Here is a 19,813-nt window from a genome sequence, read left to right as displayed (position 1 = left end):
CGGCGAGCCGCTGGTCGGAATCCGGCCGACGCCGGCAGCCGTAGGGGAAACCCGGCAGACGCGGTGGCGGCACGCGTACGAGGATGGCGGCATGTCAGAGACCAAGAGCTCGCTGCCCCGCGAGGTCGCCGACGCCTACGTCGACGAGCTCATCGCCCTCGATCCGATCACCGGCACCTACCTCGGCGTACCGGAGAGTTCGCGCCGGATGCCCGACACGTCCCCGGCCGGCGCCGACGCGCTGGCCGATCTGGCGCGGGCCACCCTGGCGAAGCTGGACGAGGCGGAGCGCCGGCCCGGCGCCGACAGCGACATCGAGCGGCGCTGCGCGCGGCTGCTGCGCGAGCGGCTCACCGCGGAACTGGCCGTGCACGGGGCCGACGAGCACCTGCGCGCCGTCGGCAACCTGCACACCATGCCGCACCAGGTGCGCGAGGTGTTCACGGTGACCCCGCAGGAGACCGACGAGGACTGGGCGGCGATCGCCGAGCGGCTGCGGGCCGTACCGCGGGCGCTGGCCGGGTACCGGGAGTCCCTGACGCTCGGCCTGGAGCGCAAGCTGTACGCCGCGCCCCGCCCGACGGCCACGTTCGTCGGGCAGCTCACCGAGTGGGCGGACACCGGGCAGGGCCGGGGCTGGTTCGAGGACTTCGCGGCCGCCGGGCCGGACGCGTTGCGCGCGGAGCTGGACGGCGCGGCACGCGAGGCGACCGCCGCCGTCGCCGAACTGCGCGACTGGATGCGCGACGTGTACGCCCCCGTGGTCGAGGGCGCCCCGAACACGGTGGGCCGCGAGCGCTACGCCGTCCTGTCGCGCTCCTTCAACGGCACCGACATCGATCTGGACGAGGCGTACGCGTACGGCTGGGCGGAGTACCACCGCCTGCTCGGCGAGATGCGGCAGGAGGCGAAGAAGATCCTGCCCGGCGCCGCGACCCCGTGGGTGGCGCTCGCGCACCTCGACGAGCACGGCCGGCACATCGAGGGCGTCGAAGAGGTCCGGGCGTGGCTGCAGGGTCTGATGGACGAGGCCATCGAGGCGCTGGACGGCACCCACTTCGAACTCGCCGAGCGGGTGCGGCGGGTGGAGTCCCGCATCGCTCCGCCCGGCGGTGCGGCGGCGCCGTACTACACGTCCCCGTCGGAGGACTTCTCCCGCCCGGGGCGCACCTGGCTGCCGACGATGGGCCAGACCCGCTTCCCGGTGTACGACCTGGTGTCGACCTGGTACCACGAGGGCGTCCCCGGCCATCATCTGCAGCTCGCCCAGTGGACGCACGTGGCCGGGGACCTGTCCCGCTACCAGTCCTCGGTCGGCATGGTCAGCGCCAACGCCGAGGGCTGGGCGCTGTACGCGGAGCGCCTGATGGACGAGCTGGGCTTCCTCAAGGACGCCGAGGAGCGCATCGGCTACCTGGACGCGCAGATGATGCGGGCCCTGCGGGTCATCGTGGACATCGGCATGCACCTGGAGCTGGACATCCCGGGGGACTCGCCGTTCCACCCGGGTGAGCGCTGGACGCCGGAGCTGGCGCAGGAGTTCTTCGGCGCGCACAGCAGCCGGCCGGCGGACTTCGTGGAGAGCGAGCTGACCCGCTATCTGACGATGCCGGGCCAGGCCATCGGTTACAAGCTGGGTGAGCGGGCGTGGCTCACCGGCCGGGAGAACGCCCGCGCGCGGCACGGTGACGCCTTCGACCTCAAGGCGTGGCACATGGCCGCCCTCTCCCAGGGCTCGCTGGGCCTGGACGACCTGGTGGAGGAGCTGTCCCGGCTGTGACCGGCCGCCGCCCGGCGCGGTGCCGGGCTGCCGCGGCCCGCACGCCGGCGGCGTGACCCGCGTCGACGGGACCGGGGGTGCCGGTGTGCACCGTCACCCCCGGTTGCCGGGTCAGCAGCCGCAGTCCTCCGCGTCCACCGGAGCGGTCAGCGGGTCGGCGGCGCGCTGCTCGTCGCCCTCCCAGGTCTCGTACGCGAATCCCTCGCGCACCCAGTACTCGAAGCCGCCGAGCATCTCCTTGACCTGGTAGCCGAGTTCGGCGAGGGCGAGCGCGGCGCGGGTCGCGCCGTTGCATCCGGGGCCCCAGCAGTACGTCACGACCGGCGTGTTCCTGTCGAGGAGCTGCTCGGCCTGCTCGGCGATCAGCGCGGTGGGCAGGTGGACCGCGCCGGGGACGTGGCCCTGGTCCCAGGAGGCGGTGGAGCGGGAGTCCAGGACCACGAAGCCGGGGTCGCCCCCCGCCGCGAGTGCGGCGGCGACGTCGGAGACGTCGGCGTGGAAGACGAGCGAGGCGCGGAAGTAGGCGGCCGCCTCGGCGGGGGCGGCGGGCGCCACGCGCAGGACGGGGTTGGCGGTCGTCGTGGTGGTCATGGGCCGGCCTTTCAGTGGAGTCCGAAGCGACGAGCGCGGTCGTCGGTGCGACGCAGGCTGTCGTCGGGGTGACGCAGGCTGTCGTCGATGTCCTGAAATCTACGGCCCGTTGATCATCTTCTTGAAGGGGCGTTCCCCGGCGTGAACCTTGTGCGACCGTCGATTCCCCTGCTATCCCTCGGGGATGACCGCGTTTTCCCCGGACGCCACCGACTGGCGCATCCTCGACGTCCTCCAGCGCGACGGGCGCGCCAGCTTCGCCGAGCTGGCCCGCGCCGTCTCCATGTCCGCGAGCGCGGTCACCGAGCGGGTGCGCCGGCTGGAGGAGGCCGGGGTGATCAAGGGGTACGCCGCGGTCGTGGACCCCGAGCGGCTGGGGCTCGGGATCCTGGCGTTCGTGCGCCTGCGCTACCCCAACGGCAACTACAAGCCGTTCCACGACCTGGTCGCCGCGACACCGGAGATCCTGGAGGCGCATCACGTGACGGGCGACGACTGTTTCGTCATCAAGGTCGCCGCCCGGTCCATGCGGCACCTGGAGGAGGTGTCGGGCCGGATCGGCGCGCTCGGCTCGGTGACGACGAGCGTGGTGTACTCGTCGCCGCTCGCCCGTCGCGCGCTCGGTCAGTAGACGCGTCCACCGCTCGCCCGGTCAGTGACCGCGCCGTCGCAGCACCGAACCCGATCTGCCCTTGACCACCTCGAGCTGGGCGTGGATGCGGCGGCGCAGGTCGGGGACATGGCTGACGATGCCGACGCTGCGGTCCCGCTCGCGCAGTGAGTCGAGCACGTCCAGGACCTCGTCGAGGGTCTGGTCGTCGAGGCTGCCGAAGCCCTCGTCGATGAAGAGGGTGTCCAGCCGCACCCCGCCCGCCTCGTCGGTGACGACGTCCGCGAGGCCGAGCGCGAGCGCGAGGGAGGCGAAGAAGGTCTCGCCGCCGGACAGGGTCGCTGTGTCGCGTTCGCGGCCGGTCCAGGCGTCGACCACGTGCAGGCCGAGACCGCTGCGGCCGCGCCCGGTGCGGTCGTCGGAGTGGACGAGGGTGTAGCGGCCGGACGACATGCGCCGCAGCCGTGCGGTGGCCGCGGCGGCGACCTGTTCCAGCCGGGCCGCGAGCACGTAGGACTCCAGGCGCATCCGTCGTTCGTTGTCGGCGGAGGTGCCGGCCGCGAGTGCGGCCAGCCGGGCCACCCGGTCGTACTCCTCGCGCAGCGGGGCGAGCCGGCGCACGCCCTGCGCGGCGCGCGCGGAGAGGCGGTCCAGTTCGGTGCAGCGGCGGGCGGCGGCGTCGCACGCGGAGGCGGCGGCGCGCAGCCGTTCGGCGGCCGCGGCGGCGGCCCGCTCGGCGGTGGCCAGGCCGGCGGGGGGCTGACGGTCGGCGGCCGCAGCGTCGGTCTCGGCGAGCATGGCGCGGACGGCGGCTTCCTCGGCCTGCCAGGCGTCCAGCCGCCGTTGCAGCTCGCGGTGCTCGAGGTCGGTGAGCAGCGCCTCGGCGGCGGCCTGCGGGGTGTCGAACCCGGCGCGGAACGCGGCGTCCGCGAGCCGTGCGTCGGCGTCCTTCAGCCTCTGGGCGGCATCTTCGGCGGCGCGTACGGCTTCGGCGGCGTCGGTGAGCAGGGCGGTCCGGCGCTCCAGTTGCGCGGCCCGCGCGGCGACGCTGCCGGCGGTGCCGCGGGCCTGCGCCAGCTCCTCCTCCAGCAGGGCCCGTTCCCGCTCCAGGCGCTCACGGTGGCCGACACGGGCGGCGGCGCGCACGGCCGCCTCCTGCCGGTCGGCGCTGCGGCGCTCGCGTTCCTGCTCCGCCCGGCGCAGTTCCTCCTGGGCGGCGTGCAGCGCGGAGGCGTCCCGCCGGGCGGTGGCGAAGAGGCGCTCCACCTCGTCGGCCTCCCGGGCGAGCCGGTCGGCCGGGTCGTCGCCGGCCTCGGCGGTGGCGGCGGCCAGCGCCTCGCGTACCGCGGCCAGGCGCCGCTCGGCGTCGCCCTGCCGCTGCTGTGCCTGCTGGTAGGCGGCCAGCGCCGCCTCCTCGGCGTCCCGGTCGATGTGCCCGGCGTCCTTGCGGGCGGGCGCGGGGTGCTCGGTGGCGCCGCACACGGCGCAGGGTTCGCCGTCGGTGAGGCGGGCGGCGAGTTCGGCGGCGATGCCGTCGAGCCGTTGTTCCTTGACGTCGAGCCAGTGCTCCTTGGCCGCCAGCACGGCCTGCCCGGCCCGGCGGGCGAGGTCGGCCGCCGCCGCCGTCTCCTCGGTGAGCCGGTCGCGCTCGCGGGCGGCGCGCAGCCTCCGCTGGGCGGGCTCGCGCCGCTCGGCGAGCTGCTCGGCCCGGGTCGCGGCCTCCTGGGCGGCGTCGATACGGCTCTGCAGGCCGGCGCGGGTCTCCTGCCACCCGGCGAGCCACTGCTCGGCGTCGGCGAGGACGTCGTCGTCGGCGCGCTCCTGACGGTCCAGCCCGGCGCGTTCGGTGAGGAGGGCGGTGAGGCGCTGTTCGGCGCGGCGGGCGGACTCCAGCCCTCCCAGTTCCTCGGCGGCCCGGCGCGCGGCGGCGGCGAGGCCGGCCGCCCCGGCGTCCGCGTACCTCTCGGGCAGCAGGGCACGCGCGCGTGTCTCCTGCCGGGCGGCGCGCTCGTGCTCGGCCTCGGCGTCGTCCCGCAGCTGCAGCGCCGGGGCCACGGCCTCCGCCTTGCGGGAGCGCTGCATGCGCGCCTGCGCCGCGTGGTACGCCTCGGCGCGCTCCTCCAGCAGCCGGGCCCGCTCCCGGGCCTGGGCGAACCTGGCCTGGAGCCGGGCCAGTTCCCGGGTGTCCTCCAGCGCACGGTCGGCGGCGGCCTGCGCGGACTCGGCGGCCGCCAGGCGGCAGCGGGCTATGGCGAGCTGCTCACGGGCGGTGGAGCGGGCGACGGCGGCGGCGCTCAATACGGCGTCGGCCAGGCCCGGCTCGCCCGGCGTCAGTTCGGGCAGTTCCATGGCGTCACCGGCGGCCTGCTGCATCCGGTGGGCGTCGGCGAGCAGCGCCGCGTCGCCGTCGCGCACCCGAGTCTCGGTGGTACGGCGGCGCTCGGCGAGCCGTTTCTCGGCGTCCGCGAAGCGCTGGGTGTCGAAGAGCCGGCCGAGCAGGCGACCGCGGGCCTCGGCGTCGGCGCGCAGGAACCGGGCGAAGTCGCCCTGGGGCAACAGGACGACCTGGCAGAACTGCTCGCGGCTCATGCCGAGCAGCTGGGTGATCTCCTCGCCGATCTCCTGGTGGGAGCGGCTCAGGTCCTTCCAGGCGCCGGTCACGGAGTCGTACTCGCGCAGCCAGGTCTGGGCCTTGTCGACCGTGCTGCCCTTGCCGCGCAGCTTCGGGCGCTCCCACGGCGGCTGCCTGGTGATCTCCAGCCGCCGGCCCGCGACGGTCACGTCGAGGGTGACCTGGGTGCGGATGCGCGGGTCGGCGTGGTCGCTGCGCAGGGTCATGCCCTGGCGGGCGCCCGGCACGGAGCCGTACAGGGCGTAGCAGACGGCGTCGAGCACCGACGTCTTGCCGGCGCCCGTCGGGCCGTGCAGCAGGAAGAGACCGGCCGCGGAGAGGGCGTCGAAGTCGACGCTCTGCTCGCCGCCGAACGGCCCGAAGGCCGTGATGTCCAGCCGGTGCAGCCTCACCGGGCCACCTCCCCCACCATCGCCGCACGCAAGTCCGCCGTCACCGCACACCCGCTCATCGCACGCCCGCTCACCGCGCTACCTCGCGCACCGCCGCGTCGGCGCGCGCGGTGTCGAACGCCTCGCGCAGGACTGCCTGTTCGTCGGCGTCCGGTCCCGCGCCGCGCACATGGGCGACGAAGTCCTCCGCGATCTGCTGGTCGCTGCGCCCGGCGAGCCGGCGGGCATAGGTCACCTGGGGGTCCTCGGGCGCCCGCTCGGGTGCGAAGACCAGGCTGAGGGTGTGCGGGAAGCGCTCGGTGAGCCGGGCCATGGGGTCGGCGGGGCGGACGGCGTCCGTCAGGGTGGCCTCGACCCACGCCTCCTCGTGCCGGTCGAGGCCGGGGTCGGCGAGCAGCTCCTCCAGGGTGCCGCGCAGCCGGGCGAGCGGGCGCGGCACCGGGCAGTCGATCCGCTCGGCGGTGAGCGCGCCGCCCTCGCCGAGGTCGACCAGCCACATGCTCTTGCGGTGGTCGGCCTCGGAGAAGGAGTACGCGAGCGGTGAGCCGGAGTAGCGCACCCGCTCGGTGATGGTCTGGCACCCGTGCAGATGGCCGAGGGCCGTGTAGTCCACCCCGTCGAAGACGGCGGCGGGCACCGCGGCGACCCCGCCGACGGTGATGTCCCGCTCGCTGTCGCTGGCCTGGCCGCCGGTGACGAAGGCGTGCGCCAGGACGACGGAGCGGGTGCCGGGCGCGCGGCCGGCGAGGTCGGCGCGGACGCGGTCCATCGCGGCGGCCAGCACCGCCTCGTGACCCGCCTTCTCGACGCCGAACTCGTCCTTGACCAGGGCCGGTTCCAGATACGGCAGGCCGTAGAAGGCGACGTCGCCGAACGCGTCGCGCAGCACCACCGGGACGGCGCAGCCCGCGGGGTCGGTGCGCAGGTGTATGCCGGCGCGGTCGATGAGTCCGGCGCCCACCCCGAGGCGGCGGGCGGAGTCGTGGTTGCCGGAGATCATCACCGTGGGCACGCCGAGGTCGGCGAGCCGGTGCAGGGTGTCGTCGAACAGCTCGACCGCGGCGAGCGGCGGCACCGCGCGGTCGTACACGTCTCCCGACACGACCACCGCGTCGACGCCGCGCTCGCGCACGGTGGCGACCAGGTGACCGACGAAGGCGGCCTGGGCGTCGAGCATGTTCACCCGGTGGAACGCCCGGCCCAGATGCCAGTCGGAAGTGTGCAGCAGCCTCATGATCCCCGAGACTAACGGCCGGGTCTGACATCACGGGTGGTTACTCCCGTAACGGCCCGCCATGACCGTTCCCCAGCAGGCCAGTTATATCCGCTTTGTCCCGAATTGTCAGGCGTCCCCGTAGGCCTCCCCGCCCAGTTCGAACCCGGCTGTGCCCGCCGTCACGTCCGCCAGCCAGGCGCGGAAGGCGTCCACGTCCGCGTCCGGCAGCCCGATCTCGATCGTGACCTCCTCGCCGTAGCGCACGTCCCGCACCTCGCGGCCGGTGGCCCGCAGGTCGTTCTGCACCTTGCCGGCCCGCTGGTGGTCGACGGTCACCGTGGCCAGACGGAACCGCCGGCGGGTGATCGTCCCCAGCGTGTCCAGGGCCTCGCCGACCGCGCCGCCGTAGGCACGGATCAGTCCGCCGGCGCCCAGCTTGACGCCGCCGTAGTACCGGGTGACGACGGCGACGACGTAACGCATGTCGCGGCGCAGCAGCATCTGGAGCATCGGCACGCCCGCGGTACCGCCGGGCTCCCCGTCGTCGCTCGCCTTCTGGGTCGAGGCGTCGGCCCCGATGACGTACGCCCAGCAGTTGTGCGTGGCGTCGGCGTGCTCCTTGCGGACCGCGGCGATGAAGGCCTGCGCCTCCTGCTCGGTGGCCGCCGGGGCCAGCGCGCACAGAAAGCGGGAGCGGTTGACCTCGGTCTCGTGCACCCCGGCGCGGCCGATCGTGCGGTACTCGTCCTGCATCCGGCCAGCCTATGCGCACGGCGGGACACGCTCGGCCGCGCTACTTCTTGGCGCCCCGGGCCACGGTCACCGAGGTCAGCAGGGCGGCGCCCGGCGCGAGGCCGGACCAGCGGTGGCCGTACCAGGTCAGCACCGCGATCGCCGAGGTGGGGAACTTCACCCGGACCCGCTCCAGGGTGTCGTCGATAAAGTCCCCGGCCAGCGTCAGGACGAGGTCCTCGAGGCCCGGGTTGTGCCCGACGAGCAGCAGGGTCTCCACCTCGGGCGGGGTCGCGCGGGCGACCGCGAGCAGGTCGGCCGCGTCGGCCGCGTACAGGCGTTCTTCGTAGCGCACCGGCGGCGGGGTGCCCCACTGCGCGGCCGCGAGCTCCCAGGTCTGCCGGGCGCGCAGCGCGGTGGAGCACACGGCGAGGTCCGGCAGCAGGTCCGCCTCGGCGAGCGCCCTCCCGGCGGCGGGGGCGTCGCGGCGGCCGCGCTTGCCGAGCGGGCGGGCGTGATCGGGGACGCCCTCCGGCCACGCCGACTTCGCGTGCCGCAGGACGACCAGCCGGCGCAGCGGCCCGGAACCGGAGCGCGCGGCGGTCATCCGGGCCACCTCGCGCTCACACCGCCCCCAGATCACGGACCAGGTCGAGGCCGAGCAGCCGGTCGGCATAGGCGTACGTCTCGAAGCGGGCGCCCTCCGGCAGCTCGGGCCCGGCCGCCTCGACCCGGCGCAGCACGTCCAGCACGGCGGGCATGTCCAGGTCGTCCTCCCAGGCGGTGCGCAGGTCGCCGCGCACGTCCTCGGGGATGGGCCGCGAGGGGTGGCGCGCCCAGTCGGCGACGGCGCGGCGCCACCGGGCGAGGGTGCCGCGGGCGGCGGCCACGGTGTCCGGGTCCAGCCGGGCCGACGCGGTGCGCGGCTCGGACAGCAGCGCGAGGCGTACGGCCGCGGGGTCGGCGTCGCTCCGCAGGCAGTCCGCGGGCAGACCCGCCGGCGTCACGGGTCCGACGGCGAGCCGGACGCCGTCGGGGGCGCCACCGCCCTCCGCCACGACATGGATGACCTGGGCCTCACCCAGGCCGGCCCCCACGTCGTGGCTGTCCTCCAGCGGCCGGATGCCGAGGGCCGCCGCGCTCGCACGCAGCTCCGCCTGCCCGCCGCGGCCGGCCAGCAGCGCCCACACGGGCGTGCCGCCCAGTTCGAGGGCGCGCACGAGCAGATCGGTGACGAGCAGGACCCGTAGGGACGCGGAGTCGTGCGCGGGCGCGTGCGCCTCGATGCGGGTCAGCCCGCGGCGCACGGGCGCGGCCTCGAGGGTCTCGCCGGTTCGGGCGTCGGTGATGCGCAGCACGCAGCGAGCCTAGGCCCGTCGCCGTCGGCGCGCAGGTGGAATCCCGGCCGCCCCTCGTCGGTTGTGGTTCGCAGAACCGTTTCATTTCCACTTCCGAGGCCGAGGGAGGCCGCCGGTGTACGGCGACGAGGCAACCATCCGCAAGATCCTCACCGAGCTCGGGGACACCTGGGCCGTGGTCGGCCTGTCCGCGAACCGCGACCGCGCCGCGTACGGCGTGGCGCAGGTGCTCCAGCGGTTCGGCAAGCGGATCGTGCCGGTGCACCCGAAGGCGGAGACCGTGCACGGCGAGCAGGGGTACGCCACGCTCGCGGACATCCCCTTCGACGTGGATGTGGTCGACGTCTTCGTCAACAGCGACCTGGCCGGGGGTGTCGCGGACGAGGCCGTCGCCAAGGGCGCCCGGGCGGTCTGGTTCCAGCTGGGGGTGATCGACGGGGCCGCCTACGCGCGCGTGCGCGACGCGGGTCTGGAGATGGTGATGGACCGCTGCCCCGCCATCGAGATCCCCAGGCTGCGCTGACCCGCGGGGCCGCCGCCATAATGACGGCGTGACCCCCAACTCCCCTGATATACAGCACGTTCCCGTCGTTGTCGTGGGCGCAGGACCCGCCGGCCTGACGGTCGCCAACCTCCTCTCGGCCGCAGGCGTGCGCTGCGTGGTGCTGGAGACCGAGACCCGGCGGTTCGTCGAACGGCGGCCCAGAGCGGGGGTCCTGGAGGAGTGGGCGGTCCGGGAGCTGGACAAGCGGGGCCTCGGCGAGAGGCTGCTGGGCGCTGCCCAGCGGCACACGGCGTGCGAGTTCCGCTTCGACGGCGGCCGCCACCGCTTCGCCTACGGTGAGCTGACCGGGCGCCATCACTGGGTGTATCCGCAGCCCTTGCTGGTGAGCGACCTGTTGCGCGTCTACGCCGACGAGCGCGGCGGGGACGTCCGGTTCGCGGTGCGCGACGTCGCCGTCCACGACGTGGACGCCGACCGGCCGTCGGTGTCGTACACCTGTCCCGACACGGGTGAACGACGGTTGCTGCGCTGCGACTTCGTGGCCGGTTGCGACGGGGCGCGCGGGGTGACGCGGGCCGCGCTGGCGGGCGGCCGGGCCCGGGTGGCCCGGCACGACTACGGCCTCGGCTGGCTGGCGCTGCTCGCCGAGGCGCCGCCGTCCACGGACTGTGTGCTGTTCGGCGTCCACCCTCAGGGGTTCGCCGGGCAGATGCCGCGCAGCCCCGAGATGACCCGCTACTACCTGCAGTGCCCGCCCGGCGACGCCCCGGAGAACTGGTCGCACGCGCGCGTGTGGGACGCGTTGCGGCTGCGGCTCGCGGCCGAGGGGGCGCCGGAGCCGGTCGAGGGGCCGCTGATCGAGAAGCGCGTGCTGGACATGCACGACTACGTCGTGGAGCCGATGGCGTCCGGCCGGCTGTTCCTGGCCGGGGACGCCGCCCATCTCGTCGCGCCGATCGCGGCCAAGGGCATGAACCTCGCACTGTACGACGCTTTCCTGCTCGGCGACGCGCTGGTCGCGCGGCTGACGAGGGGTGACGACAGCGGGCTCGAGGGCTACTCCGAGGCGTGTCTGCGCCGGGTCTGGGACTACCAGGAGTTCTCGCAGTGGCTGTCGCAGGTGTACCACGGGGCGGCGGCGGGCGACGCGTTCCGCACGGGCACCTCACTGGCCCGGCTGCGGCGTCTGTTCAGCTCGCCGGTGGCGGCCGCCGCCTTCGCCGAGCAGTACCTGGGCAGCGCGGAGCGCTACTGACACGGCGGAGCGCTGCCCTCACCGCTGAGCGCCGGCGGCGCCAGTGGCTCAGTCGTGCGGGGGCCGGTCGGTGAGGCGGTGGTCGGCGACGCTGAGCGCCTCGTCGACCAGGCGCCGCAGATGGCCGTCGCGCAGGGCGTAGATCACCCGGCGCCCCTCCTTGCGGGTGATCACCAGTCCGGCCAGGCGCAGCCGGGCCAGGTGCTGGCTGACGGCCGGGCGGGCGGCCCCGCACGCCTCGGTGAGCGTGGTGACGTCGGCCTCCTCGGCGGCGAGGGCGTGCAGCAGCGCCAGCCGGGTGCGGTCCCCGAGCAGCGCCAGCAGCTCGGCCGCGAGCGCGAACTGTTCCTCGCCGGGAGTGCGCGGGTGCGCATCGTTCGCAGATGAGAGGTGCATGCGTGCGCTCATACGCACATAATGGCGCCGTGGGCGGGGTACGTCCACCTCCGCGCACCGAAAGGGGACAGGCGTGAGCGACCGGCACCAGCACGAGCACCGGCCCGAGCGGCACGGCGAGCACCCCCACCACCACGGCCACAGCCACGACGGGCACGCGGGCCACCCGCAGGAGGGGCACGCCCCCCACCGGCACCCGCACTCCCGCTTCCGCCACCGCCTCGCCCATCTCCTCACCCCCCACTCCCACGAGAGCGCCGACAAGGTGGACGCCGCCCTGGAGTCCTCCGCCCGCGGGATGCGCGCGCTGTGGGTCTCGCTGGCCGTGCTCGGCGTGACGGCGCTCGCGCAGGCACTGGTCGTGGCGGTGTCCGGGTCGGTGGCGCTGCTCGGCGACACGGTGCACAACGCGGCGGACGCGCTGACGGCCGTACCGCTCGGGATCGCGTTCGTCCTGGGCCGCCGCGCCGCCACCCGGCGCTTCACCTACGGCTTCGGGCGCGCCGAGGACCTGGCCGGACTGGTGATCGTGCTGACCATCGCGGCGTCGGCGGCGTTCGCCGGGTGGGCGGCGGTCGGCAGACTGCTCGATCCGCGGCCCGTGTCCCATGTCGGGGCGGTCGCGGTGGCCGCCCTGGTCGGGTTCGCCGGCAACGAGTGGGTGGCCCGGTACCGGATCCGGGTCGGCCGGGAGATCGGCTCGGCCGCGCTGGTAGCCGACGGGCTGCACGCCCGCACCGACGGGTTCACGTCGCTGGCCGTGCTGGCGGGCGCGGGCGGGTCGGCGCTGGGCTGGGACCTGGCCGACCCGCTCGTGGGACTGGCGATCACGGCGGCGATCGCGCTGGTGCTGAGGGACGCGGGCCGCGAGGTGTTCCGGCGGATGCTGGACGCCGTCGATCCGGCCCTGGTCGACAAGGCGGAGGCGGCGCTGCGCACGGTTCCCGGCGTGCGGGGGGTGGGCGAGCTGCGGCTGCGCTGGACGGGGCACCGGTTGCGGGCGGAGGTCGCGGTCGTGGTGGACGGCGAGGTGTCGGTGCGCCGGGCGCACGCGATCGCCGTGGACGCCGAACACGCGCTGCTGCACGCGGTGCCGCGGCTGACGGCGGCCCTGGTGCACGCGGACCCGGCGCCGGTGCCGGGCGAGGCGGACCCGCACCTGGCGCTGGCCCACCACGCACGGGCCGCCTGACACCAAGGCAGCGGCGACTCAGGCGACGCCCAGCCCCTCCAGCACCACCGCGCCGGGCAGTTCGGCGAACGCCTTGCCCGGCACCAGCAGCTTGCCGCGCCGCCGCCCGCTGCCGACCAGCACGTACGGCAGGTCGACGACGGCCGCGTCCACCAGCAGCGGCCAGTCGGCGGGAAGTCCGACGGGCGTGATGCCGCCGTACTCCATGCCGGTCTCCCCGGTCGCCGTGTCCATGGACGCGAAGGACGCCTTGCGCACGCCGAGGTGACGGCGGACGACGCCGTTGACGTCGACCCGGGTGGTGGACAGGACGAGACACGCGGCGAGCGTGGTCTCGCCGCCGCGCTTGCCGGCCACGACGACACAGTTCGCGCTCTGTTCCAGCAGCTCACGGCCGTAGTGCTCGACGAAGACGGCGGTGTCGGCCCACTGCGGGTCGGTGTCGACGTAGACGATCTGCTCGGCGGGGACGCTGCCGCGCCAGTGCCGTACGGCGTCGGCGACGGGGCGGGTCAGCTCGTCGAGGCAGTCGGGGGCGGGGGTGGCCCGGTCGAAGTGTCCGATGGGTGCCTGCATGACCGCACGCTAGCAAGTGCGGCGGGCGGGACGCGGGGGCGTCTCAGCGCACGGCCGGCACCGAGACGGCCATGATCATCTCCATCGGCTCGTCGCCCTCGTTGCCGTAGGTGTGCGGGGTGTCGGCCTCGAAGGAGGCGCTGGCGCCGGCCGGAATACGGTGGGCGACGCCGTCCACGGTGAGGGTCAGCTCGCCGGCGGTGACGTGCACCAGCTCGACCGTGCCGGCCGGGTGCGGGTCGGACGGGCTGGACTCGCCCGGCATCAGCCGCCAGTCCCACATCTCCAGCGGGCCGGGGGCCTCGGCACCGGCGAGGAGGCGGTTGTAGCTGCCCGCGTCGGTGTGCCACAGCCGTACGGCCTGCTCCTCGGGGACGATGCGCACCTTCGGACCCTGCTCGTAGTCGAGCAGGGTGGTGATGCTGATGCCCAGCGCGTCGCCGATCTTGACGACCGTGCCGATGCTCGGGTTGGTGCGGGCCTGCTCGATCTGGATGAGCATGCCGCGGCTGACGCCGGCCCGTGCGGCGAGCGCGTCGAGGGTGAATCCGCGCTCGGTACGCCAGCGCTTGACGTTGCGTGCCAGGGACTGGGTCAGCAGGTCGAGGTCCGACACATTCCGTCCAATATCCGGGAAGTCCAATATTCTGAATGGTAGAGTTCACCGTACTGAACTACGGTGGGCTGCACCCGATCGTCCACCGAACTGTACTGCGAGGCGTCCCGTGACAGCATTCTTCGCACTGGCCACCAGCCTGCTGTGGGGTCTGGCCGATTTCGGCGGCGGGGTGCTGACGCGACGCGCACCGGCCCTGACCGTGGTGGTGGTCTCGCAGACCATCGCCGCAGCCGTACTCGGTGCGATCGTGGCCGCCACGGGCGGCTGGAGCGAGGCGGGACCGCGCCTGTGGTTCGCCTTCGCGGCCGGCCTGGTTGGCCCGGTGGCGATGATCTGCTTCTACCAGGCGCTCGCCCGCGGGCCGATGGGCGTCGTCTCCCCGCTCGCGTCGCTGAGCGTGGCCGTGCCGATCGGCGTCGGGCTGGCGCTCGGCGAGCGGCCCGGACTGATGCAGGTCGCGGGTGCCGCCGTCGCCGTCGGCGGCGTCGTCCTGGCGGGCGGGCCACAGCGCAAGGGGGCACCGGTCCAGCGGCAGACCATCGTGCTGACGCTGGTCGCGGCACTCGGTTTCGGCGCGGTGTTCGCGCTGATCGCGGAGGCGTCGACCACCGTCACCGGGCTGTTCCTCGCGCTGTTCGTCCAGCGGCTGACCAATGTGGCCGCGGGCGGCGCCGCCCTGTACGTCTCGGTCAAGCGGGGCGCGCCCGCGCTGCCCGAGGGACGCTTCCCGTGGGGGGCGCTGCCCGCACTGGCCTTCGTCGGACTGGCGGACGTCTCGGCCAACGGCACGTACTCGGTCGCCGCCCAGCACGGCCCGGTCACCGTGGCCGCGGTGCTCGCCTCGCTCTACCCGGTGGTGACCGCGCTGGCCGCTCGCGGCTTCCTGCGCGAACGGCTGCGGGGCGTACAGGCGGCGGGAGCGGGACTCGCGCTGCTGGGCACGCTGCTGCTGGCGACGGGGTGAGCCGGTCGCCGCGACCCCGGACACCCGTCACCAGCAGGCCGACACCCTCTCAGACACCCGTCAGCAGCAGACCCGCCGCGGCTCGGGCACCCGTCACCAGCAGGCCCGCCGCACCGGATCAGGCGTCCGTCTCCAGACGGGCCAGCCCCGTCCCCTCTTCCTCGTCCAGCTCGGCCAGGCGCGCCACCGTCTCCTCGTCCAGCCCGGACAGTGCCAGAAGCTGCTCGGGCGTGACACCCTCCGGTATCGGCACCGGCGCCGGAGTGCGCAGCGGCGGCTGCCAGCCGTCCTCGGGCGTCCAGCGGCGTACGACCCGGGCGGGCGCGCCCGCCACCACCGCGTGGTCGGGGACCGTGCCGCGCACCACGGCGCCCGCCGCGACCACGACGTTCCGGCCGATCCGCGCGCCCGGCAGGATCACCGCCCCGGTGCCGATCCAGCAGCCGGGCCCGATCTCCACCGGCTCCATCCGCGGCCACTGCCGACCGATGGGCTCGTGCGGGTCGTCGTAGGAGTGGTTGGTGGACGTGACGTACACATACGGCCCGAAGTAGCAGTCGCTGCCGATCGTGACCGTGGTGTCGGCGATGACATGGCTGCCGCGGCCCAGCACCACGCCGTCCCCGAGGCGCAGGATCGGCTCGGGGCCGAGGTCGAGATCGGGCATCAGACCGGCGGTGAGGGTGACCTGCTCGCCGACGATGCAATGGGAGCCGAGGTGGATCCACGGCTCGCCGAAGACCGTACCGAGCGGGAAGGCGAGTCTGGTACCTGTTCCCATCGCGCCGAAGCGGAAGCGCCCGGGGTGCTCCGCCGTCACCGAGCCGGTGCGCTGCACCCAGCCCCAGCCGGCGTGGACGGCGCGCTGCGCGAGGCGGCGCCGCCAGGACGAGAACGTGTTCTTGCGCATAAGCACCCGCTCACCGTAAACCTCGCGCCGGGCACGCCTCACGTCCAAGCCCTGTGATCTTCACCCCACCGGGTGGCGTACGGTGCTCACGGACGACGATCGAGGAGGCACCCATGACGCACCAGGCGTTGATCATCGGCATCGGCGGCAAGGAACCGAAGGTCGCGGACGAGGCGTTCGTGGCGCCGACGGCCTCGGTGATCGGCGACGTCACGCTGCGGGCGGGCGCGAGCGTCTGGTACGGCGCGGTGCTGCGCGGCGACGTCGAGCGGATCAGCGTCGGCGCGCAGAGCAACATCCAGGACAACTGCACCCTGCACGCCGACCCCGGTTTCCCGGTCACGATCGGCGAGCGCGTCTCGGTGGGCCACAACGCCGTCGTGCACGGTGCGACCGTCGAGGACGACTGCCTGATCGGCATGGGCGCGACCGTCCTGAACGGCGCGGTGATCGGCGCGGGCTCGCTGGTCGCGGCGCAGGCCCTCGTACCGCAGGGGATGGTGGTACCGCCGGGCTCCCTGGTGGCCGGCGTCCCGGCGAAGGTACGGCGGGAGCTGAGCGAGGAGGAGCGGCAGGGAGTGACGCTCAACGGAACGATGTACGCGCAGCTGGCGCACGCGCATCACGAGGTGCATGGCTGACGTATCTGGCGGGTGCGGGCAGTGGGGCGCTGATCGCGCGGCTCCCCGCGCCCCTGAGGTGGGACTACTCGCCGGCGCCGACCGGTTCCGGTTCGGGATGGGCCGTCTGTGCCTTCTTGGCCTTGCGCTTCAGGATCAGCATCGAGCCCAGGCCGATCAGCACCGCCAGGACCAGGCCCAGCCAGGAGAACTTCTTCAGCCAGGACTCGGCGACGACACCGACGTAGTAGATGACGGCGGTCGTGCCGCCCGCCCAGACGACACCGCCGAGGAAGTTCGCCGTGAGGAACTTCCAGTACGGCATGTGCAGCACACCCGCGAGCGGCCCGGCGAAGATGCGCAGCAGGGCGACGAAGCGGCCGAAGAAGACCGCCCACATGCCCCACTTCTCGAAGGACCGCTCGGCGGTCGCGATGTGCCCCTCGCTGAAGTGCTTGGGGAACTTCCTTCCGAGCCAGGCCAGCAACGGGCGTCCGCCCTTGCGGCCGATCGCGTAGCCGATGGAGTCGCCGATCACGGCGCCGGCGCTGGCGCACGCGCCGAGCACGACGGGGTTGATACCGCCGCTCTGCGAGGACAGCAGCGCCGCCGAGACCAGGACGATCTCGCCGGGCAGCGGGATGCCCAGACTCTCGAGGCCGATGACGAGGGCCACCACCGCGTAGACGGCCCCGGCCGGTACCGTGTCGAGCCATTCCTGGACGTGCACTGCCGGTCCCTCCCGTTTCCGCTGCCCTGCCTGTCCCCGTGCGCGCCGCGAAGGGGCACGTCGGGAAGCCTACCGGGTCGGCGGGCGCCGGCGTCGAGCCGCGGATCGGGCCCGCGGCGCCGCTCGGGAACCGGCGCTCTCAGCTGCCCACCACCGCGCTGGTGCGCAGCCGCAGGTCACGCGACGACGCGCCGATCCACACCGTGCGGCGGCCGGTGCCGAGCACCCAGTCGTGGCGGGCGGTGTCCCAGCAGGACAGGGTGCGCGGGGCGACGCGCACGGTGACCCGGCGCCGCTCCCCCGGCGCCAGGGTGAGCCGCCGGTAGCCGCCGAGCAGCCGCACCGGCTGGTCGAGGGACAGCTCCCGGGAGGGTCCGACGTAGACCTGCGGCACGTCGACGCCCGTGCGCCGGCCGGTGTTGCGGACGGTGAAGTCCACCTCCAGGCCGTCGCCGGTCCAGCGGGCGGACGGATCGCCGTAGACGAAGGACGTGTACGACAGTCCGTGGCCGAAGGGGAAGAGCGGGCGCACGCCCTCGGCGTCGTACCAGCGGTAGCCGGCGTGGACGCCCTCGGAGTACTCCTCGACGCCGCCCGTGCCCGGGTAGCGGCGCGGATCGCCGGCGACGGGGTGGTGGTCGTCGTCGACCGGGAAGGACTGGGTGAGCCGGCCGCCGGGGTCGCAGTCGCCGAAGAGGACGGCGGTGGTGGCGGCCGCGCCCTCCTGGCCGGGGTAGTACATCTGGAGAACCGCGCCGGTGCGCTCCAGCCAGGGCATCGCGGTGGCGGCGGAGGTGTTGAGGACGACGGTGGTGCGCGGGTTGGCCGCGGTCACGGCCTCGATCAGCCGGTTCTGGTGCCCGGGCAGGGCGATGGTGGTCCGGTCCTGGCCCTCGGTGGCGTCCTCGTAGGCGAACAGGACGACCTGGTGGGCGGCGCGCGCGGCCCGTTCCGCCTCGGCGACGTCCGCGGCCCGGGTGGCGCCGGTGCTGTGCCGCAGCCGGAACCGCAGGCCGGCCGTTCCGCCCTGCGCGGTGATGTGCAGCCGGTGGGCGCCGGGGGTGAGGCGCAGGGTCGCGCGGCGTACGGCGAGGCCGTCCGGGGCGGTGCCGAGCAGCCCGCCCACGAAGGCCTCGCCCCAGCCGGACGCGATGGGGAACAGTTCGGTGCCGTCGAGCTGCACCTTCGGCCGGCCGGTGGGGGCCCCGGAGAAGTGGAGCACGAAGGTCCATTCGTCCGCCTCGCCGACGGTGAGGGTTCCGTCGTACGTCCAGGACTTCCCGGCGTCGACCCGTGCGCCCTCGCTCGTGAAGCCGGGGGCGAGCGCGTCCGCCGGGATCGGCTTGCCGAACACGTCCTCGCCGAGGGCGTACGTGACCTCCCCCGCGGCCCGGGAGCGCAGGGCTTCCAGCGGGCTGTCGGCGTGGTCGGGGGCGACGTGGGCGCTGCCGCCGCCGCTGACGAAGGGCAGGGCGCCGGTGGGGCCGATCACCGCGATGCTGCCGGCGGCGAGCGGGAGGGTGCCGTGCGGGTTGTGCAGCAGGGTGGCCCCGGCCTTGGCGACCTCCAGGGCGAGCGCGACGCCCGCCGGCGCGTCCCGCGCGGGGCGGGGCGGCGCGCTGCCGTCGAGCAGTCCGAAGCGGTCCATGACGGTCAGGACCCGGCGTACGGCGCGGTCGACGTACGCCTCGGAGACACGGCCGTCGCGTACCGCCGTCCGCAGCGCCGCACCGAAGTACGCGCCGTTCGGCATCTCCATGTCGAGCCCTGCGGTGAGGGCCTTCTCCGTGCTGTGCGCGGCGTACCAGTCCGTCATCACCCAGCCGTCGAAGCCCCAACGCTCGCGCAGGATGTCGGTGAGCAGGGCCTTGTTCTCGCAGGCCCAGGTCCCGTCGACCTTGTTGTAGGCGCCCATCACGGCGCCGGCGCCGGCCCGCACGGCGGCTTCGAAGCCACGCAGCTCGACCTCGTGCAGGGTGCGTTCGTCGACGCGTACGTCGACGGACATGCGGTCCTTCTCCTGGTTGTTCAGTGCGAGGTGCTTGACCGTCGCGATGAGCCCCTCGCGCTGGATGCCCTCGATCTCGGCGGCGACCAGGTCGGAGGCGAGCAGCGGGTCCTCGCTGAACGTCTCGAAGTTGCGCCCGGCGTACGGGGTGCGGATGAGGTTGACCATCGGGGAGAGCAGGACGTCCTGGCCGAGGGCGCGGCCCTCGCGGCCGATGACCTGGCCGTAGCGGCGGGCCAGCTCGGGATCGAAGGCGGAGGCGAGGAGGACGGGAGCGGGCAGCGCGGTGGCGTGCCGGGTGACCCGGACCCCGGCCGGGCCGTCGGCCAGGCGCAGCGGCGGAATGCCGAGGCGGGGGACGCCGGGGACGTAGCCGGCCTCGCCGAGCGTGTCCGGGTCGGGGGCGCCGTGCAGCAGGGTGACCTTCTCGTCGAGGGTGAGCGCGCTCAGGAGGTGGTCGACGCGTCGGCCTCGGGAGCGGGCGCCGGATCCGCTCCGCGCGGCGGCGCGGGGTGCGAGGGAGAGGGATCCGGCGGCCGCCGCGACGACCGCGATCGTGCCGCTCAGCAGGGTCAGGGCGGATCGCCGGGGGACCGTGTCGGACATGGGCCGTCGCTCCTTCGGTGCACGGGCACGACGAGGGCGTCCGGGACAGATGTTGACGAACCGTCAGAAACGCCGTGCGCGTCGGCAACGTACGACTCGGGGTGGACCGAGTCAACGAGGC

General features: G+C 74.4%; 19 protein-coding genes. 7 read left to right on the top strand and 12 right to left on the bottom strand.

From position 1 onward, the window contains the following. Nucleotides 1-91: 91 nt before the first annotated feature. Complete coding sequence (locus ACZ67Q_RS27190; protein WP_471187043.1) at nucleotides 92-1,780, top strand: DUF885 domain-containing protein; 1,689 nt, start codon at nucleotides 92-94, stop codon at nucleotides 1,778-1,780. Nucleotides 1,781-1,891: 111 nt separating this feature from the next. On the opposite strand, the gene ACZ67Q_RS27185 is transcribed toward ACZ67Q_RS27190, so the two are convergent. After that, a complete protein-coding gene (locus ACZ67Q_RS27185) occupies nucleotides 1,892-2,371 on the bottom strand; it encodes a rhodanese-like domain-containing protein (RefSeq protein ID WP_471187041.1) in 480 nt (159 codons plus the stop codon). Between the two features lie 184 nt (nucleotides 2,372-2,555). Between ACZ67Q_RS27185 and ACZ67Q_RS27180 the strand changes: the two genes are divergently transcribed. Beyond that, on the top strand, nucleotides 2,556-3,002 hold the full coding sequence (locus ACZ67Q_RS27180) for an Lrp/AsnC family transcriptional regulator (protein WP_469811287.1): 447 nt from the start codon (nucleotides 2,556-2,558) through the stop codon (nucleotides 3,000-3,002). A gap of 21 nt (nucleotides 3,003-3,023) precedes the next feature. Here the strand turns inward: ACZ67Q_RS27180 and ACZ67Q_RS27175 are convergent, their stop codons facing one another. The 5 genes from ACZ67Q_RS27175 to ACZ67Q_RS27155 form a co-directional block, all read right to left on the bottom strand. After that, entirely contained in the window at nucleotides 3,024-6,005 is a 2,982-nt protein-coding gene (locus ACZ67Q_RS27175) for an AAA family ATPase (protein WP_471187037.1), read from the bottom strand. Between the two features lie 70 nt (nucleotides 6,006-6,075). Further along, nucleotides 6,076-7,239 (bottom strand): exonuclease SbcCD subunit D, encoded by a 1,164-nt coding sequence (locus tag ACZ67Q_RS27170; RefSeq protein ID WP_471187034.1) that lies wholly within the window; start codon nucleotides 7,237-7,239, stop codon nucleotides 6,076-6,078. A 108-nt stretch (nucleotides 7,240-7,347) separates the two neighbouring features. Continuing rightward, on the bottom strand, nucleotides 7,348-7,974 hold the full coding sequence (locus ACZ67Q_RS27165) for a YigZ family protein (RefSeq protein ID WP_471187031.1): 627 nt from the start codon (nucleotides 7,972-7,974) through the stop codon (nucleotides 7,348-7,350). 40 nt (nucleotides 7,975-8,014) lie between these two features. Continuing rightward, nucleotides 8,015-8,560: a SixA phosphatase family protein gene (locus tag ACZ67Q_RS27160; RefSeq protein WP_471187028.1), complete on the bottom strand. Its 546-nt coding sequence runs from the start codon at nucleotides 8,558-8,560 to the stop codon at nucleotides 8,015-8,017. Nucleotides 8,561-8,576: 16 nt separating this feature from the next. Then, nucleotides 8,577-9,311 (bottom strand): hypothetical protein, encoded by a 735-nt coding sequence (locus ACZ67Q_RS27155; protein WP_471187026.1) that lies wholly within the window; start codon nucleotides 9,309-9,311, stop codon nucleotides 8,577-8,579. A 115-nt stretch (nucleotides 9,312-9,426) separates the two neighbouring features. Here ACZ67Q_RS27155 and ACZ67Q_RS27150 point away from each other — a divergent pair, with 115 nt between their 5' ends. Together ACZ67Q_RS27150 and ACZ67Q_RS27145 are read left to right on the top strand one after the other, a co-directional pair. Continuing rightward, nucleotides 9,427-9,834, top strand: coding sequence for a CoA-binding protein (locus ACZ67Q_RS27150; protein ID WP_471187023.1), 408 nt, complete (start codon nucleotides 9,427-9,429; stop codon nucleotides 9,832-9,834). Nucleotides 9,835-9,862: 28 nt separating this feature from the next. Next, nucleotides 9,863-11,071 carry a 4-hydroxybenzoate 3-monooxygenase gene (locus ACZ67Q_RS27145; protein ID WP_471187020.1) on the top strand — a complete coding sequence of 403 codons (1,209 nt, stop codon included), beginning with the start codon at nucleotides 9,863-9,865 and terminating at the stop codon, nucleotides 11,069-11,071. Between the two features lie 48 nt (nucleotides 11,072-11,119). Here the strand turns inward: ACZ67Q_RS27145 and ACZ67Q_RS27140 are convergent, their stop codons facing one another. After that, a complete protein-coding gene (locus tag ACZ67Q_RS27140; RefSeq protein WP_471187017.1) occupies nucleotides 11,120-11,479 on the bottom strand; it encodes an ArsR/SmtB family transcription factor in 360 nt (119 codons plus the stop codon). Nucleotides 11,480-11,540: 61 nt separating this feature from the next. Here ACZ67Q_RS27140 and ACZ67Q_RS27135 point away from each other — a divergent pair, with 61 nt between their 5' ends. Further along, entirely contained in the window at nucleotides 11,541-12,659 is a 1,119-nt protein-coding gene (locus ACZ67Q_RS27135; RefSeq protein WP_471187014.1) for a cation diffusion facilitator family transporter, read from the top strand. Nucleotides 12,660-12,677: 18 nt separating this feature from the next. Here ACZ67Q_RS27135 and ACZ67Q_RS27130 read toward each other — a convergent pair whose 3' ends face one another. After that, nucleotides 12,678-13,235: a YbaK/EbsC family protein gene (locus ACZ67Q_RS27130; protein ID WP_471187011.1), complete on the bottom strand. Its 558-nt coding sequence runs from the start codon at nucleotides 13,233-13,235 to the stop codon at nucleotides 12,678-12,680. 43 nt (nucleotides 13,236-13,278) lie between these two features. Further along, nucleotides 13,279-13,851 carry a helix-turn-helix domain-containing protein gene (locus ACZ67Q_RS27125; RefSeq protein WP_471187008.1) on the bottom strand — a complete coding sequence of 191 codons (573 nt, stop codon included), beginning with the start codon at nucleotides 13,849-13,851 and terminating at the stop codon, nucleotides 13,279-13,281. Between the two features lie 109 nt (nucleotides 13,852-13,960). Between ACZ67Q_RS27125 and ACZ67Q_RS27120 the strand changes: the two genes are divergently transcribed. Beyond that, nucleotides 13,961-14,818: an EamA family transporter gene (locus ACZ67Q_RS27120; RefSeq protein ID WP_471187005.1), complete on the top strand. Its 858-nt coding sequence runs from the start codon at nucleotides 13,961-13,963 to the stop codon at nucleotides 14,816-14,818. A gap of 118 nt (nucleotides 14,819-14,936) precedes the next feature. Here the strand turns inward: ACZ67Q_RS27120 and ACZ67Q_RS27115 are convergent, their stop codons facing one another. Next, on the bottom strand, nucleotides 14,937-15,728 hold the full coding sequence (locus ACZ67Q_RS27115; protein WP_471187002.1) for an acyltransferase: 792 nt from the start codon (nucleotides 15,726-15,728) through the stop codon (nucleotides 14,937-14,939). A 113-nt stretch (nucleotides 15,729-15,841) separates the two neighbouring features. Here ACZ67Q_RS27115 and ACZ67Q_RS27110 point away from each other — a divergent pair, with 113 nt between their 5' ends. Then, nucleotides 15,842-16,369, top strand: coding sequence for a gamma carbonic anhydrase family protein (locus ACZ67Q_RS27110; RefSeq protein ID WP_471186999.1), 528 nt, complete (start codon nucleotides 15,842-15,844; stop codon nucleotides 16,367-16,369). Between the two features lie 64 nt (nucleotides 16,370-16,433). Here ACZ67Q_RS27110 and ACZ67Q_RS27105 read toward each other — a convergent pair whose 3' ends face one another. Together ACZ67Q_RS27105 and ACZ67Q_RS27100 are read right to left on the bottom strand one after the other, a co-directional pair. Beyond that, nucleotides 16,434-17,078: a DedA family protein gene (locus ACZ67Q_RS27105; protein WP_471186996.1), complete on the bottom strand. Its 645-nt coding sequence runs from the start codon at nucleotides 17,076-17,078 to the stop codon at nucleotides 16,434-16,436. Nucleotides 17,079-17,217: 139 nt separating this feature from the next. Beyond that, nucleotides 17,218-19,692: a beta-glucosidase gene (locus ACZ67Q_RS27100; RefSeq protein WP_471186993.1), complete on the bottom strand. Its 2,475-nt coding sequence runs from the start codon at nucleotides 19,690-19,692 to the stop codon at nucleotides 17,218-17,220. Nucleotides 19,693-19,813: the final 121 nt, after the last annotated feature.

Source organism: Streptomyces sp. NPDC036813 (genome assembly GCF_055609245.1).
This window is presented reverse-complemented; position numbering and strand designations above follow the sequence as displayed.

What these genes read in the sequence shown, in the direction of transcription:
- ACZ67Q_RS27190 (WP_471187043.1), top strand. Translation starts at nt 92, where the DNA reads ATGTCAGAGACCAAGAGCTCGCTGCCCCGCGAGGTCGCCGACGCCTAC.
- ACZ67Q_RS27185 (WP_471187041.1), bottom strand. Translation starts at nt 2,371, where the DNA reads ATGACCACCACGACGACCGCCAACCCCGTCCTGCGCGTGGCGCCCGCC.
- ACZ67Q_RS27180 (WP_469811287.1), top strand. Translation starts at nt 2,556, where the DNA reads ATGACCGCGTTTTCCCCGGACGCCACCGACTGGCGCATCCTCGACGTC.
- ACZ67Q_RS27170 (WP_471187034.1), bottom strand. Translation starts at nt 7,239, where the DNA reads ATGAGGCTGCTGCACACTTCCGACTGGCATCTGGGCCGGGCGTTCCAC.
- ACZ67Q_RS27165 (WP_471187031.1), bottom strand. Translation starts at nt 7,974, where the DNA reads ATGCAGGACGAGTACCGCACGATCGGCCGCGCCGGGGTGCACGAGACC.
- ACZ67Q_RS27160 (WP_471187028.1), bottom strand. Translation starts at nt 8,560, where the DNA reads ATGACCGCCGCGCGCTCCGGTTCCGGGCCGCTGCGCCGGCTGGTCGTC.
- ACZ67Q_RS27140 (WP_471187017.1), bottom strand. Translation starts at nt 11,479, where the DNA reads ATGAGCGCACGCATGCACCTCTCATCTGCGAACGATGCGCACCCGCGC.
- ACZ67Q_RS27130 (WP_471187011.1), bottom strand. Translation starts at nt 13,235, where the DNA reads ATGCAGGCACCCATCGGACACTTCGACCGGGCCACCCCCGCCCCCGAC.
- ACZ67Q_RS27115 (WP_471187002.1), bottom strand. Translation starts at nt 15,728, where the DNA reads ATGCGCAAGAACACGTTCTCGTCCTGGCGGCGCCGCCTCGCGCAGCGC.
- ACZ67Q_RS27110 (WP_471186999.1), top strand. Translation starts at nt 15,842, where the DNA reads ATGACGCACCAGGCGTTGATCATCGGCATCGGCGGCAAGGAACCGAAG.
- ACZ67Q_RS27100 (WP_471186993.1), bottom strand. Translation starts at nt 19,692, where the DNA reads ATGTCCGACACGGTCCCCCGGCGATCCGCCCTGACCCTGCTGAGCGGC.